Annotated in this window: 13 protein-coding genes; 9 read left to right on the top strand and 4 right to left on the bottom strand. The window is 65.6% G+C overall.

The annotated features are described in order from the left end of the window. Window positions 1-1,302 (bottom strand): sodium:proton antiporter (locus tag AC5JJ6_RS19710; RefSeq protein ID WP_496043691.1); only part of this gene is annotated, 1,302 nt, incomplete at its 3' end. Window positions 1,303-1,532: 230 nt separating this feature from the next. Here AC5JJ6_RS19710 and AC5JJ6_RS19705 point away from each other — a divergent pair. The 9 genes from AC5JJ6_RS19705 to AC5JJ6_RS19665 all read left to right on the top strand — a co-directional run bounded on the left by AC5JJ6_RS19705 (window position 1,533) and on the right by AC5JJ6_RS19665 (window position 11,217). After that, window positions 1,533-2,288: an SRPBCC family protein gene (locus AC5JJ6_RS19705; RefSeq protein WP_496043690.1), complete on the top strand. Its 756-nt coding sequence runs from the start codon at window positions 1,533-1,535 to the stop codon at window positions 2,286-2,288. 191 nt (window positions 2,289-2,479) lie between these two features. Next, on the top strand, window positions 2,480-2,974 hold the full coding sequence (locus AC5JJ6_RS19700) for a (2Fe-2S)-binding protein (protein ID WP_496043689.1): 495 nt from the start codon (window positions 2,480-2,482) through the stop codon (window positions 2,972-2,974). Window positions 2,975-2,990: 16 nt separating this feature from the next. Further along, window positions 2,991-5,414: a xanthine dehydrogenase family protein molybdopterin-binding subunit gene (locus AC5JJ6_RS19695; protein WP_496043688.1), complete on the top strand. Its 2,424-nt coding sequence runs from the start codon at window positions 2,991-2,993 to the stop codon at window positions 5,412-5,414. A gap of 22 nt (window positions 5,415-5,436) precedes the next feature. Next, window positions 5,437-6,234: an FAD binding domain-containing protein gene (locus AC5JJ6_RS19690; protein WP_496043687.1), complete on the top strand. Its 798-nt coding sequence runs from the start codon at window positions 5,437-5,439 to the stop codon at window positions 6,232-6,234. 133 nt (window positions 6,235-6,367) lie between these two features. Next, window positions 6,368-7,291: an AAA family ATPase gene (locus AC5JJ6_RS19685; protein WP_496043686.1), complete on the top strand. Its 924-nt coding sequence runs from the start codon at window positions 6,368-6,370 to the stop codon at window positions 7,289-7,291. A gap of 7 nt (window positions 7,292-7,298) precedes the next feature. After that, a complete protein-coding gene (locus AC5JJ6_RS19680; protein ID WP_496043685.1) occupies window positions 7,299-8,561 on the top strand; it encodes a vWA domain-containing protein in 1,263 nt (420 codons plus the stop codon). Continuing rightward, window positions 8,558-8,878 (top strand): XdhC family protein, encoded by a 321-nt coding sequence (locus AC5JJ6_RS19675; RefSeq protein ID WP_496043684.1) that lies wholly within the window; start codon window positions 8,558-8,560, stop codon window positions 8,876-8,878. Before AC5JJ6_RS19680 ends, AC5JJ6_RS19675 begins: the two co-directional genes overlap by 4 nt. Further along, entirely contained in the window at window positions 8,875-9,591 is a 717-nt protein-coding gene (locus tag AC5JJ6_RS19670; protein WP_496043683.1) for an XdhC family protein, read from the top strand. Before AC5JJ6_RS19675 ends, AC5JJ6_RS19670 begins: the two co-directional genes overlap by 4 nt. Window positions 9,592-9,594: 3 nt before the next feature. Further along, a complete protein-coding gene (locus AC5JJ6_RS19665) occupies window positions 9,595-11,217 on the top strand; it encodes an NTP transferase domain-containing protein (RefSeq protein ID WP_496043682.1) in 1,623 nt (540 codons plus the stop codon). Here AC5JJ6_RS19665 and AC5JJ6_RS19660 read toward each other — a convergent pair. The 3 genes from AC5JJ6_RS19660 to AC5JJ6_RS19650 form a co-directional block, all read right to left on the bottom strand. After that, on the bottom strand, window positions 11,214-11,927 hold the full coding sequence (locus tag AC5JJ6_RS19660; RefSeq protein ID WP_496043681.1) for a type 1 glutamine amidotransferase: 714 nt from the start codon (window positions 11,925-11,927) through the stop codon (window positions 11,214-11,216). The genes AC5JJ6_RS19665 and AC5JJ6_RS19660 overlap by 4 nt on opposite strands. Window positions 11,928-11,941: 14 nt before the next feature. Then, the gene (locus AC5JJ6_RS19655; RefSeq protein WP_496043680.1) at window positions 11,942-13,402 is read right to left on the bottom strand and encodes a M81 family metallopeptidase; all 1,461 of its coding nucleotides are present in this window, start codon (window positions 13,400-13,402) and stop codon (window positions 11,942-11,944) included. Window positions 13,403-13,430: 28 nt separating this feature from the next. Continuing rightward, window positions 13,431-14,242, bottom strand: an 812-nt coding sequence (locus AC5JJ6_RS19650) for an NAD(P)-dependent oxidoreductase (RefSeq protein ID WP_496043679.1), incomplete at its 5' end; no start/stop codon positions are given.

Below are 14,242 nucleotides of genomic sequence, written 5' to 3'. Positions count from 1 at the left end.
GGTCGTCGGCAGGTCGTGCATCAGATGCTGGGGATCGCCCCCCGCGGTGTTGAAGAACACGAGGTAGGTAGGTGCGTTGTCCAGGAAGCTCGACAGCACCCCGGTCGCCCAGAAATACATGTAGTTGATCGGCTGGCCATCCGGTGTCGTCACGGCGGATACCACGCCGCTCAAGGCGCCCGAAGTGCCGGCCCGAAGGATCGCGATGGCCGGGATGATCGTCAGGAAGATGCCGGCGAACAGCTTGGCGACCTCCAGGATGGGGAACCAGCTGAAGGCGTTGAGCTTGCGGCTCTCGGTATCGGTGAGCTTCAGGGACAGCAGGGAAATACCGATGAGCAGGACATCACGGGCGATGTTCTGAATCTCCACTGGGACGTGATAGATCTCTATGCTGATGCCGGGCTTCCAGATGCCGCTCAGCAGCACGGCGCCGATGACCCCGACCAGCAGCAGGATATTGATACCGCCTTCGATGCCGATCTTCTCGGGCTTCTTCTTGGGGACCGGCTTCTTGCGGGCGGGTTCCCGCCCGTAGAAGTAGCTGTCCATGGCGAAGAAGATCGCCAGCAGAAGCACGGAAAGCATCACCATGGGCAGCAGCATGTGCTGCGCCGTCCAGAAGAAATCGACTCCCTTCAGGAAGCCCAGGAACAGCGGCGGGTCGCCCAGCGGCGTCAGCGAACCGCCGATATTGGCGACCAGGAAGATGAAGAAGATGACGACGTGGACCTTGTGCCGGCGGTCTTCGTTGGCCTTAAGCAGCGGACGGATCAGCAGCATGGCCGCCCCCGTGGTGCCCATCCAGCTTGCGATCAGGGTTCCTAGAAGCAGCAGGCCGGTATTGACCACCGGCGTACCGTTCAAGCTGCCGGTCATCCGGACGCCGCCCGCCACGGTGAACAGGGCCAGCAGCAGGATGATGAAGGGGATGTATTCCAGCAGGACGGTATGCAGGATCTCGTACAAGGCAAGGTCGAAGCCGAACCGCAGCGCGAAGGGGATCAGGAAGGAGAGCGCCCAGAACGCCGATATCTTGCCGAAATGGTGATGCCAGATGGTAGGAGCCAGCAGCGGGAATAGTGCTATCGACAGCAGGATGCCCGCGAACGGCACGACCCAGAACAACCCCAGTTCAGCCCCATCGAGATGGGGAGCCGCACCGTGTCCGCCGGCTTCAGCCGCTAACGCGAATCCCGGACTGAGCAGGAACATCATCAGGCCCATGGCGAGCGCCGTCAGGGTGAGGACCGTTGCGGGCGTGGCGTGGCGTTGAATCCAGGACGCCTTGTTCTTCTTCATTTCTGGCAATTTTCGACAAGCCCTTGGAATGGACGGCGAGTATGCCGCCTGTCTTAGGATAGGCCAAGCTGAAAGCCACAGGCCGGCGGTCGTCGGGTGGTCGAAGTATTTGCCCTATAAGACCCGGCTATGCAACGCCGCTTGTCGGTTCCTACCCCTCGCATTAGGGTCACGGCACGATGTCCGCTCCGGCGGATATGGCAGTTCAGCGCGATACGAGGAACGACAACATGGATATGACCGGAGAATACAGAATCTCCGCCCCCCGTTCGCGGGTATGGGAGGCGCTCAACGACCCGGAGATCCTGAAGCAGTGCATTCCCGGCTGCGAGGAAATCCAGAAGCAGTCCGACACCGAGATGACGGCCAAGGTCGTCGCCAAGGTCGGCCCGGTGAAAGCGAAGTTCGCCGGCAAGGTTACCCTCAGCGACATCGATCCGCCCAACGGCTACACCATCAGCGGCGAAGGCAGCGGCGGGGCCGCCGGATTCGGCAAGGGCGGAGCTAAGGTCAGTCTGGTCGACGACGGCCCGGACACGGTGCTGTCCTATACCGCCAACGCCCAGGTCGGCGGCAAGCTTGCCCAGATCGGGTCCCGCCTGATCGACGGCACGGCACGCAAGATGGCCGACGACTTCTTCGCGAAGTTTACCCAGGTCGTGGGCCAGCCGGTCGAGACCGCTGCACCCGAAACCGGCGTAACCTCGACATCCGGTGCGGTGGAAGCGCCGGAACCGGCGCTTCAGCCGGCATCCCAGCCAGCACCCCAGCCGTCCCCTGCGGCTTCGGCGGAAGCACCTGCGCGCGAGGCTCCCGTGTTCTTGAGCTCGGAGACCGCGGCCGCCCCGCCGCCAACTCCTTCGGCCGGCCCGACCGTCGCCCCTACCCCTCCGGCCAGCACGGAGCAGAGCAAGGGGCTACAACCTATGGTTTGGATCCCGCTGGTCATCGTGGTAGTGGCGATACTGCTGTGGTCGTTCACCTGAAATCAGCTTTGATGCGGTGCAGCATCTTGATTCAAGTGAAGTTCTTATGGATGCCGCCGGGATGGCTTGACCTGTCCGGGCGGCTCTCTTAGCCTGTATCAGACAAATGTTGTCGGTTGCACAAGGCGGCGGAACAAGCTGCCATCCGGCAAACGGCAGGAACATCGAGCCGGCGAAAAGGGGAGAGAACGATGACATCCGTTTCCTTGAAGGTTAACGGCAAGTCCGTAACGCGCGAGGTCGAGGGACGCACCCTTCTGGTGCAGTTGCTCCGTGAACACCTTGGACTGACGGGAACCCATGTCGGCTGCGACACCAGCCAGTGCGGCGCCTGCGTCGTCCATGTCGATGGCCAGTCAATCAAAAGCTGCACGATGCTGGCGGTCCAGGCCAACGGCCTGGAAGTCACCACGATCGAAGGCCTAGCGGCTGCCGACGGTACGCTCCACCCGATGCAGGCGGCTTTCCGCGAGCATCATGGCCTGCAATGCGGCTACTGCACGCCCGGCATGGTCATGAGCGCCGTCGATCTCGCCAAGAGCCACGAGCATCTGGACGAGAAGACCGTCCGCGAAGGGCTGGAAGGCAATATCTGCCGCTGCACCGGCTATCACAATATCGTCAAGGCCGTCCTGGCGGGGGCCGAGGCGATGCGGTCCCAGCCCGCCCAAGCCGCAGCCGAATGACGGGAGCGCAGACATCATGTCGAACTCTCCCGCCGCGAATATCAACGCCCCGGTCAATGCGACCGGCATCGGCGCCTCCGTCAAGCGACGCGAGGACTTCCGGTTCCTGACCGGCCAGGGCACCTATACGGACGACATCAACCGACCCAATCAGACCCACGCCTATATCCTGCGCTCGCCCTATGCCCATGCCCGGATCAACGGCATCGACACGGCGGCGGCTTTGGAGGCACCGGGCGTCGTCGCCGTTTTCACCGGCAAGGACATCGCGGCCGACAAGGTCAACGGGCTGCCCTGCGGCTGGCTGATCCATTCCAAGGACGGCAGTCCGATGGTGGAGCCTCCGCACCCGCCGCTGGTGCTGGACAAGGTCGTCCATGTCGGCGACCAGGTCGCGGTCGTCATTGCCGAAACCCGCGAGCAGGCCAAGGACGCGGCCGAGCTTATCATGGTGGACTACGACGAGCTGCCTGCCGTCACCACCAGCCCCGAGGCCCTCAAGGACGGCGCTCCGCTGGTCCACGAGCAGGCGGCGGGCAACCTGTGCTACGACTGGCACCTGGGCGACAAGGCCGCGACCGATGTGGCCTTCGCCAAGGCGGCCCATGTCACCAAGCTGGACCTGATCAACAACCGGCTGGTCCCCAACGCGATGGAGCCGCGTGCCGCGATCGGCGAGTTCGACCGCGCCACTGGCGACTATACGCTGTGGACGACCAGCCAGAACCCCCACGTCATTCGACTGCTGATGGGCGCCTTCGTGCTCGGCATCCCCGAACACAAGCTCCGCGTCATCGCTCCGGATGTCGGCGGCGGCTTCGGCTCCAAGATCTACCACTACGCCGAGGAAGCCATCGTCACCTGGGCGTCGCGGAAGATCGGCCGCCCGATCAAGTGGGTGGCGGAACGGTCGGAGAGCTTCGTATCCGACGCCCATGGCCGCGACCACGTCACCCACGCCGAACTGGCGCTGGATGCCGACGGCAAGTTCCTAGGGCTCCGGGTCCAGACGCTCGCCAACATGGGCGCCTACCTGTCCACCTTCGCGCCGTCGATCCCGACATATCTCTACGCTACGCTGCTGGCCGGCCAGTATACGACTCCAGCGATCTATGCCGAGGTCAAGGCGGTCTTCACCCACACCGTCCCGGTCGATGCCTACCGGGGCGCCGGCCGGCCGGAAGCCTGCTACCTGATCGAGCGCATCGTCGAGAACGCCGCGCGCGAGCTTGGCATCGACAAGACGGAACTGCGCCGCCGCAACTTCATCCCGCCAACGGCGATGCCCTACGATACGCCGGTGGCGCTCCAGTACGACTGCGGCTTGTTCGAGAAGAACCTGGATCAGGCGCTTGCCCTGATCGATTACCAGGGCTTCCCGGCCCGCAAGGCGGAAGCGAAGGCGCGCGGCAAGCTGCGCGGCATCGGTCTCGCCAGCTATATCGAAGCCTGCGGCATCGCCCCAAGCAATGTCGCGGGAGCGCTGGGAGCCCGCGCCGGCCTCTACGAGTCGGGCGAGGTGCGGTTCCACCCGACCGGCTCGGTGACGGTGTTCACCGGCTCGCACAGCCACGGCCAGAGCCACGAGACGACTTTCGCCCAGCTCGTCTCCGACCGCTTCGGCATCCCGATCGAGAACGTCGAGATCGTCCACGGCGACACCTCCAAGGTGCCGTTCGGCATGGGGACCTACGGTTCCCGGTCGCTTGCCGTCGGCGGCTCGGCCATCTCCAAGGCGATGGACAAGGTGGTCAACAAGGCGAAGAAGATCGCGGCCCACATGCTGGAGGCGGCCGAGACCGACATCGTCTTCGAGCAGGGCAAGTTCACCGTGGCCGGCACCGACCGCAGCTTGACCATCGGCGACGTGGCGCTGTCGGCTTATGTGCCTCACAACTTCCCGCTCGACGAGCTGGAACCGGGGCTGGACGAACAGGCCTTCTACGACCCCAAGAACTTCACCTATCCCAACGGCACCCAGATCGCCGAGGTCGAGATCGACCCGGAGACCGGGGTGGTGCGGATCGAGAAGTTCGTGGCGGTCGACGACTTCGGGCGGGTGATCAACCCGATGGTGGTCGAAGGTCAGGTCCATGGCGGCATCGTCCAGGGCATCGGACAGGCGCTGATGGAAAACTGCGTCTACGATCCGCAGACCGGCCAGCTTCTGACCGGCTCGTATATGGACTACTGCATGCCCAGGGCCGACGACGTGCCGAGCTTCATCGTGCAGTATCACGAGGAAGCGCCCTGCACGCATAACCCGCTGGGCGTCAAGGGCTGCGGCGAAGCCGGAGCCATCGGCGGCAGCGCCACCGTGATGAACGCCGTCGTGGACGCGCTTGCGGACCTGGGTATCCAGCACCTCGACATGCCGGCGACGCCGCTGCGCGTGTGGCGGGCGATCCAGGACGCATCGGTACCGCTGGCGGCGGAATAAGGGACGGGGAGGAAAGAACGACATGTACGCATTCGAATATCATCGCCCGGCATCGCTGAGCGAAGTTGTCGGTCTGGTTTCCGGCAAGGAAGACGCCAAGATCATCGCCGGCGGCCAGACGCTGATCCCGACGCTGAAGCAGCGTCTGGCCCAGCCCTCCGACGTGATCGACTTAGGCGGAGTGGCGGAGCTTCACGGCATCCGCGAGGAAGGCGGCGGTCTGGTGATCGGCGCCACGACCAAGCATGCCGAAGTGGCCGGCAGCGACATCGTGCGGCGGCTGATTCCGGAACTGGCCGAACTGGCGAACGGCATCGGCGACGCGCAGGTCCGCAACCGGGGCACGCTGGGCGGGTCGATCTGCAACAACGATCCGTCTGCCGACTATCCGGCGGCGCTGGTCGGGCTGAACGCCACCGTCCACACCAATAAGCGGACGATCCCGGCGGAAGAGTTCTTCACCGGCATGTTCGAGACGGCGCTGGAGCTGGACGAGATCGTGACGGCGGTAGCCTTCCCCAAGCCGGGACGTGTCGGATACGCCAAGTTCCCCAATCCCGCCAGCCGCTACGCCACGGTCGGCGTGCTGGTGGCGGAGGTGGACGGGGCCGTCCGGGTCGCGGTGACGGGCGCCGGGCCGGTCGTGTTCCGCTGGCCGGAGGCGGAGCAGGCGCTGTCGTCCAACTTCAGTGCCGCAGCACTGAACGGTCTGACCGTCGATGCCGACGGACTGAACGCCGACATCCATGCCAGCGCCGAGTACCGGGCCAACCTTGTCGCCGTCATGGCTAAACGCGCGGTCGTCAGGGCGGCCGGCTAATCCATTGCCGGCTGATCCATCAGTGGTGCGTTTATTTGTTTGGCCCCCGCACAAACATAATTTTTCCTTTTTGTTTGGACCGTGGCCCAACGCGACTCTTCCCGAGATTTCCCAATCATTGCCTGCCGAGACCATGACAAAGCCCCTGCCCGCTTCCGTCGATGAGACATTGGACCTGCTCGCACGCGGCGATTACGTCGCCGAAAGGTCTCTGGCGACTGCTCTATTCCTGTCGCTCAAGCTGAACCGGCCGCTTTTCCTGGAGGGCGAGGCCGGGGTCGGCAAGACCGAGATCGCCAAGGTCCTGAGCGCCACCCTTGGGCGGCGGCTGGTCCGTCTTCAGTGCTACGAGGGACTGGACGTCTCGTCCGCCGTCTATGAATGGAACTATGCCCGGCAGATGATCGAGATCCGGCTTGCGGAAGCGACCGGCGACCGGAGCCGCGAGAGCCTGGGCGGCGATATCTTCTCGCCGGAATTCCTGATAAAGCGCCCGTTGCTTCAGGCGCTCGAATCCAGCATCGAAGGCCCGCCGGTCCTGCTGATCGACGAGTTGGACCGGACCGACGAACCGTTCGAGGCATACCTGCTGGAAGTCCTCTCCGACTTCCAGATCACGATCCCGGAACTCGGCACGATCAAGGCGGAGCAGCCGCCGATGGTCATCATCACGTCCAACCGCACGCGCGAGATTCACGACGCCCTCAAGCGGCGCTGCTTCTACCACTGGGTCGATTATCCCAACGCCGCGCGCGAGCTGGAAATCCTGCGGGTGAAGGCCCCCGGCGTGCCGGAGCGGCTGTCGCAGCAGGTCGTAGGCTTCGTCCAGAAGTTGCGTAGCATGGACCTATTCAAGCTGCCGGGTGTGGCGGAGACGCTGGACTGGGCGCAGGCGCTGACCCAGCTCGACCGGCTGGAACTGGACCCCGAGACGATCAACGACACGCTCGGCACCCTGCTGAAGTACCAGGACGACATCGCCCGCATCCAGGGCAGCGAGGCGAACCGCATCCTGACCCAGGTCAAGGCCGAGCTATCCCTCACCCGCCCCCTCTGACGCCGTCATGGTTCAGGACACCCGAGACATCCAGATCGACGGCGGCCGGCTATCGGCCAACATCATGCATTTCGCCCGCTGCCTGCGGGTGGCCGGCATGCCGATCGGGCCGGGCAAGGTGTTGCAGGCGCTGGAAGCCGTCGAAGCCGTCGGCATCGGCAACCGCCGCGACTTCTACTGGACGCTCCACGCCGTCTTCGTCAACCGGCGCGACCAGCGCGAGCTGTTCGACCAGGCGTTCCATGTCTTCTGGCGCAATCCCGACATCCTGAAGCGGATGATGGCGCTGCTGCTGCCGTCGCTGAAGGCCGATCTGAAGCAGGAGGGACCGGAGCTGTCGCGCCGGCTGGCCGAAGCGCTTCAGCCCAACAAACCGAATCCCGGAGAAGGTGCGGGCGAGCAGCCGGACCAGGAGATCGAGATCGACGCGACGCTGACGTGGTCGGACCGGGAACTGATCCAGTCGATGGACTTCGAGAAGATGTCGGCGGCCGAGATTGCGATGGCGAAGTCGGCCATCAAGCGGATGTCGCTGCCGATCATGACGGTGCCGACGCGGCGGTTCGAACTCAGCCACCTGGGCCGGCGGGCGGACCTGCGGGCGACGATGCGGAAGACGCTGCGGTCGGGCGGCGACGTGATCGATCTGGCGACCAAGCGGCGGCGGGAGCGGCATCCGCCGCTGGTGGTGCTGTGCGACATCTCCGGCTCGATGAGCCGCTATTCCCGCATGCTGCTTCACTTCATGCATGCCGTCACCAACGACCGCGACCGAGTCCACACCTTCCTGTTCGGCACTCGGCTGACCAACGTCACGCGCTACCTGCGCTACAAGGACATCGACGTTTCGCTGGAGAAGGTCTCCGGCGCCGTCCAGGACTGGTCGGGCGGAACAAGGATCGGGACCAGCCTGCACGAGTTCAACCGCGTCTGGTCTCGCCGCGTCCTGGGCCAGGGCGCCGTCGTGATCCTGATCACCGACGGGCTGGACCGCGACGCGGGCGACGGCCTGGGCGAGGAGATCGAGCGGCTGCACAAGAGCTGCCGGCGTCTGATCTGGCTCAATCCCCTCTTGCGTTACGAAGGGTTTGAGCCGAAATCCAGTGGTATCCGGGCAATCATGCCCCATGTCGACGATTTCCGACCGGTTCACAATCTGGCCAGTCTGGCCGATCTGGCGAAGGTGCTCGACCATGTCGGGCCGCGACGCCATGGCGGCATGGCGCGCTGGATGGCGATGGTGGGGCCAGCGGAGGGTGCGAAGCAGTGACTTACCAGAACGACATCGTGGAACAGGCGGCCGCCTTGAAGGCCGCGGGCAAGAAGGTGGCGCTGGCAACAGTGGTTTCGACCTGGGGCTCGTCGCCCCGGCCGGTCGGCAGCCAGCTCGTGGTGGACGACACGGGCGCCATGCAGGGGTCCGTCTCGGGCGGCTGCATCGAGGGAGCCGTCGTCCACGAGGCCATGAAGGTCATGGAAGACGGCGAGCCGCGCCTGCTGAGCTTCGGCGTCACCGACGATCAGGCATGGGAGGTCGGTCTGGCCTGCGGCGGCAAGGTGCAGGTCTATGTCGAGGCGGTGGAATGAAAAACGACCTTCTCCAGCGTCTCGTGAAAGCGCGTGCGGAAAAACGGCCGGTGGCGCTGGTCACCGACCTCGGCTCCGGCTTGCAGACGCTGGTCCACGACGACGTGGATCATGGCGGCTTCGGGCTGGACGACGAGGCCAGGGCAGAGGTCCGCCGCTTCCTGCGGGAAGACCGCAGTGGCATCGTGGAGGTCGGCGACACCCAGCTTTTCATCCACTCGTTCAACCCGCCTCTCCGGATCATCATCGTCGGCGCCGTTCATATCGCGCAGGCACTTGCGCCGATCGCCTCGATGGCCGGGTATGACGTGGTGGTGGTCGATCCCCGCCGGGCCTTCGCGACCGACGACCGATTCCCCGGCATCACCATGAACGGCGAGTGGCCCGACGATGCCCTGAAAGAGCTGAATATCGACAGCAGGACGGCCGTGGTCACCCTGACCCATGACCCCAAGCTGGACGATCCGGCGCTCCACGTGGCCCTTCGGTCGAAGGCGTTCTATGTCGGATCGCTGGGCAGCAGGAAGACCCATGGCAAGCGGGTAGACCGCCTGCGCGAGGACGGCTTCACCGAGTCGGAGATCGGCCGCATCCACGCGCCGGTGGGGCTGTCGATCGGGGCGGTGTCCCCCGCCGAGATCGCGCTGTCGATCATGGCTCAGATCACGCACGTCCTGCACCGCGATCCGCCCGACAAAGCGGCGGCGGCCTGAACCATGCGCTTCGGCCCCGTTGCTTCCGAGGATGCCGTCGGCGCCATCCTGGTGCATTCCATCCGGCTGAAGGGCTTGGCCTTCAAGAAGGGGCGCATCCTCAGCGCCGACGATGTCGCGGCGCTGACTGCGGCCGGGATCGACCACGTGACGGCGGCCTGTCTGGATGCCGACGATGTCGGCGAGGACGCCGCCGCGTCCCGCATTGCCAAGGCGGTAGCGGGTTCCGGTCTGACGACCAGCGCCGCCTTTACTGGCCGCGTCAACTTGTTCGCATCGGCGCGCGGGCTCTGCGTGGTCGATATCGAGCGCTTGAACCGCCTCAACCTGATCGACGAGTCGGCGACCGTCGCGACGCTGCCCGCCTTCGCTCCGGTCGAGCCGAGACAGATGGTGGCGACCATCAAGATCATCCCCTTCGCGGCACCCGAAACCGTCGTCGCGGCGGCGGAGGCCCTGGCTGCCGAAGGCGACGCCTTGATCCGGGTCGCCGAATTCCAGACGCTCCGGACCGTCCTGATTCAGACGCGGCTGGCCGGCACCAAGGAATCCGTGCTCGACAAGACTGTCGGCGTAACGCGCGACCGGTTGGTGGCACTCGGCGGCGAGTTGATCGGCGAGGTGCGGGTAGACCACACTGAAGGCGCGGTTGCCGACGCCATTGCCTCCGCCTGCGTCTCCAAGCCCGACCTGCTGCTGATAGCGGGCGCTTCGGCCATTACCGACCGGCGCGACGTGCTGCCGGCGGGGATCGAGCGTGCAGGCGGAGTTGTCGAGCATTTCGGCATGCCGGTCGATCCCGGCAACCTCCTGCTGCTGGCCCGCCTCGGCGACATGCCGGTACTGGGCCTGCCCGGTTGCGCCCGGTCACCGAAGCTGAATGGCTTCGATTGGGTGCTTCAGCGGATCGCGGCCGGCGTGCCGGTAACCCGGCGGGACATCATGATGATGGGGGCCGGCGGCCTGCTTACGGAGATCCCGACGCGTCCCCTTCCCCGCGCCTCAGCCACGGAAACGGAGCCGGTCATGCTGCGGGCACCGCGTATCGCCGCCTTGATCCTGGCGGCGGGACAGTCGCGCCGGATGGGTGCGCTGAACAAGATGATCGCCGAGGTGGACGGCAAGCCGATGGTCGCCCATGCGCTGGCCGCCGTGACCGCGTCCCAGGCCGGGCCGGTCGTGGTCGTCACCGGGCACGATCCGGACGCGGTGCGCGCGGCGCTGGCCGGCCATGAGATCAGCTTCGTCCATAACCCACACTACGCCGACGGCCTCAGCACGTCGCTACGCGCCGGTCTGGCTGCCCTGCCCGCCGACATCGACGGCGTGCTGGTATGCCTGGGCGACATGCCGAGGGTGACGCCCGATATGATCGACCGGCTGATCGCCGCCTACAACCCGGTGGAAGGCCGAGCGATCTGCGTTCCTACCGTGCATGGCAAGCGCGGTAACCCGGTGCTCTGGGACAGGCGCTTCTTCGCCGAGATGCAGGACTTGGCCGGCGACGTCGGCGCCCGCCACCTGATCGGCGCTCATGCAGATCAGGTCTGCGAGGTTCCGATGGAAGGGAACGGCGCGCTGCTGGACATCGACACGCCGGAGGCGTTGCGGGCGCTAGGGGTTTAGCCCGCTTTCCGCCGAACCAGCTCCAGCCAGCCTCGCGCCATATTTCGGGCGAACTCCGCCGCCCCAGGCAGGTACTGCTCGACCTGCGTTTCCATCTCCTGACCGAGAGCGGCGATTTCTTCCGGCGTCACGCCTTCCGCGCGGCGCACCCAGTCCTGGACGATGACGGCGTTGACTTCGGGGTGAAACTGAAGCCCGTACTGGCTGTCACCCAGGCGAAAAGCCTGATTGGCGCAATCCGGCCCGGTCGCAAGCAAAACGGCGTCCTTCGGCAAATCGAAGGTGTCGTAGTGCCATTGCATGATATGCCGCACCGGGCCGAACGATCCCAGCACAGGATCTTCGGCACCGGCAGGTGTCGTTTCGACCGGCTTGAAGCCACGCTCCATCAGACTGTGCTTATAGACCTGCTCGCCATGGGCGCGGGCGAGAAGCTGAGCTCCAAGGCAGATGCCCAGGATCGGCTTATCCCCTTCGGCAAAGGCGCGCATCAAGTCGAGCAGGCGCGGGATATACGGGCTGGTCCCGTCGTCCGCCGCCGATTGCGGACCGCCGAGCACTACGGCGCCATCGAAGCCTTCCGCGTCGGCCGGAAGCGCATCGCCTTCGGGCGGCGTGACGGTGACGAGTTCGGCGCCGAATTCAGTCAGGTATTCTCTGAGCAGGCCGGGAGGCGCTGTCCGGCTGTTCTGGACGACAAGGATACGCAAGATGGCGGTTCACATCAGTTGAGGGGGAAGATCGGACGGCGCACCCGGTCGAAACGGAGCCGGCTGTAGTCCGATGTCGTGACGCCCTCGCCCGCGCATTCGACGATATGCCGGGCGATCGGCTGGAAGCCGGCGCGGTAGTGGATGCGCGACTTGAGCATAACGTATTTCTTCGCCGCCGGATCGATCCCGAGGCTGAGCAGGCAGCCAAGGTCCCAAGGCTCGTGGTGGCGTTCGATCAGCACGATCTCGACGTTCCCGGTGTCGAGCACGACCGTCCGGCCCATGCCGACACGTACGCCCGTATACATCGGACCGCGTATGGTATACTCGCCGTCGGTGATGACGCGGACCTTGCCGGTCACGCTCAATGGCTTTCCCGCAAGGCCGATGGCCGGCATCGGCAGCTTGCCGCCGATATCCAGCGTCACCTCGGCGCCGACGCTGGCCTCGATCAACTTGGCGACCGAACCGGGATCGTGGATCGCGAAGGCGACGACATCCTTGAGGCCCTGCCGGATGATCTCAGCAAGGACGGCGGTAACGTCCTGGGTGCCGCCCGAACCGCAATTGTCGGAATGGTCCAGCAGCAGCACCGGTCCATCCGCCAGATCCCGTGCGCGGGCGACGGACCGGGCCAGCGGCTCGGCGCGGTAGACGAACTCCTCCCGCCGGTTCCAGGCGACGTCGAGCAGACCGTTGCAGATCGTCTCGGCCGAGTCCCGGTCGTCCTCCGTTACCGTAACGATGCTGATGCCGGCATCGTGGATATCGGCGTGGGGGAAGCCGCCGAAGACGCTCACGGCCAGCGCGCCATCCTCCTCGAACCCACGAGCCGCATCGACCAGATCGCGCATGGGAGCTTCAGATGTGCCCATCCGCATGATGTGCGGCAGCATCGGCCGGTTGCCCCAAACCATCACAGGGCGCGACAAGCCCTTCAGGGCGCGGAGGGTGATCCGCCCGACCCGCTCGCCCGTCTCGTACATGTCGACATGCGGATAGGTCTTGAAGCCCGCAATGGCCGTGGCGTTGCCGACGATCTTCTGTGACAGGTTGCCGTGCAGGTCGAGCGCCACGCCGACCGGCACGTCGGGCGCCAGCGCGCGGATGCGGGCCAGCAATTCGCCTTCGCCGTCCTCCAGGCTCTGCGTCACCATGGCGCCGTGGAGGTCGAGCAGCACGCAGTCGCAGCCCTTGGCGACCTCCGCCAGGATCGAGTCGGTCAGGCGGGCATAGGCGTCGTCATGGACCGGTCCGCTCGGCCATGCCTCCGCCGCGACCGGCGTCACGATATCGGCGCCTTCGGCTTTCGCCAGATCGATGAAGGCGCCCATCGGCGTCGCCGTACCCTTGTAGGCGCGGAAGGCGTCCTCACCCCAGGCGGGACCTCCGTTGCCGAAGCGGGAGAGCGGTGTCGGGACGGGAGAGAAGGTGTTGGTTTCGTGCTTCAGCAGCGCGATGACGACGCGCATCTTCCCTCCTCCAGAACTTGCTGCCGGATCAGACTTCCTCACGCCGCTCCAGTGTGGTCCGAACCTTGTGAGCGATCAAGGCGCCGATACGGGCATCGGCGGCACTTCTGGTCTCCAGCTCCGGTTCGTCGTCCGCCTGATCCAGGTCGAGCAGCGCTCCGGCTAGGCGGCCGGTGCGGACCGCACCGATCACGGCGCCGGTATCGACCAGACCGGCGTGGGAAGCGTTGATCAGGACGGAGGAAGGCCGCATCTCCGTGATGGTTTCCCAGTCGATCAGTTCGCGCGTCTCCGGCGTCAGACGCAGATGGAGGCTGACGGCGTCGCATTGTTCCAGCAGATGGAGCAGACCGGAAGGCTCGACGCCGAGATCGGCCCAGAGCGGGCTTTCCCGGTCGACCAGCGGATCATAGGCCCAGACGGTCAGCCCCAGGGCACGGGCGCGGCCCGCCACTTCCCTCGCGGCCGGATTGAAGCCGATGAGCCCCAGAATGCGGGGATCGCCGCCGGGCTGCCATCCGGAACGGCCGAGAAGGCGGACGAGTCCGGCGATCACGCGGTCCGTCGGAGTGAGTTCGTCGCTGGAGACGTAGCTGTGAATCTCGATGCCGCGGGCGCGGCAGGCGTCCTCATCCACCAGCCCGGACGGTGCGCCCAGGCAGCCGATGACGCGAAGGCGCGGCGCCGCGGCCAGAAGGTCGGCGTCGATGATCGTGCAGTCCCGGACGATCAAGGCCCGAGCGTCGGCGACGGCACCGCTCAGGGCGGCGCCGTTGCTCGCGAGAGCATGGTCGTAGCGGACTTCGAAGCTGCGGCCCAGTTCGAGAACGGCCGCTTCGT

Source organism: Skermanella sp. (assembly GCF_059503625.1).
Note: the sequence above shows the minus strand (reverse complement) of the source record. Positions and strands in the feature narration are given on the sequence as shown.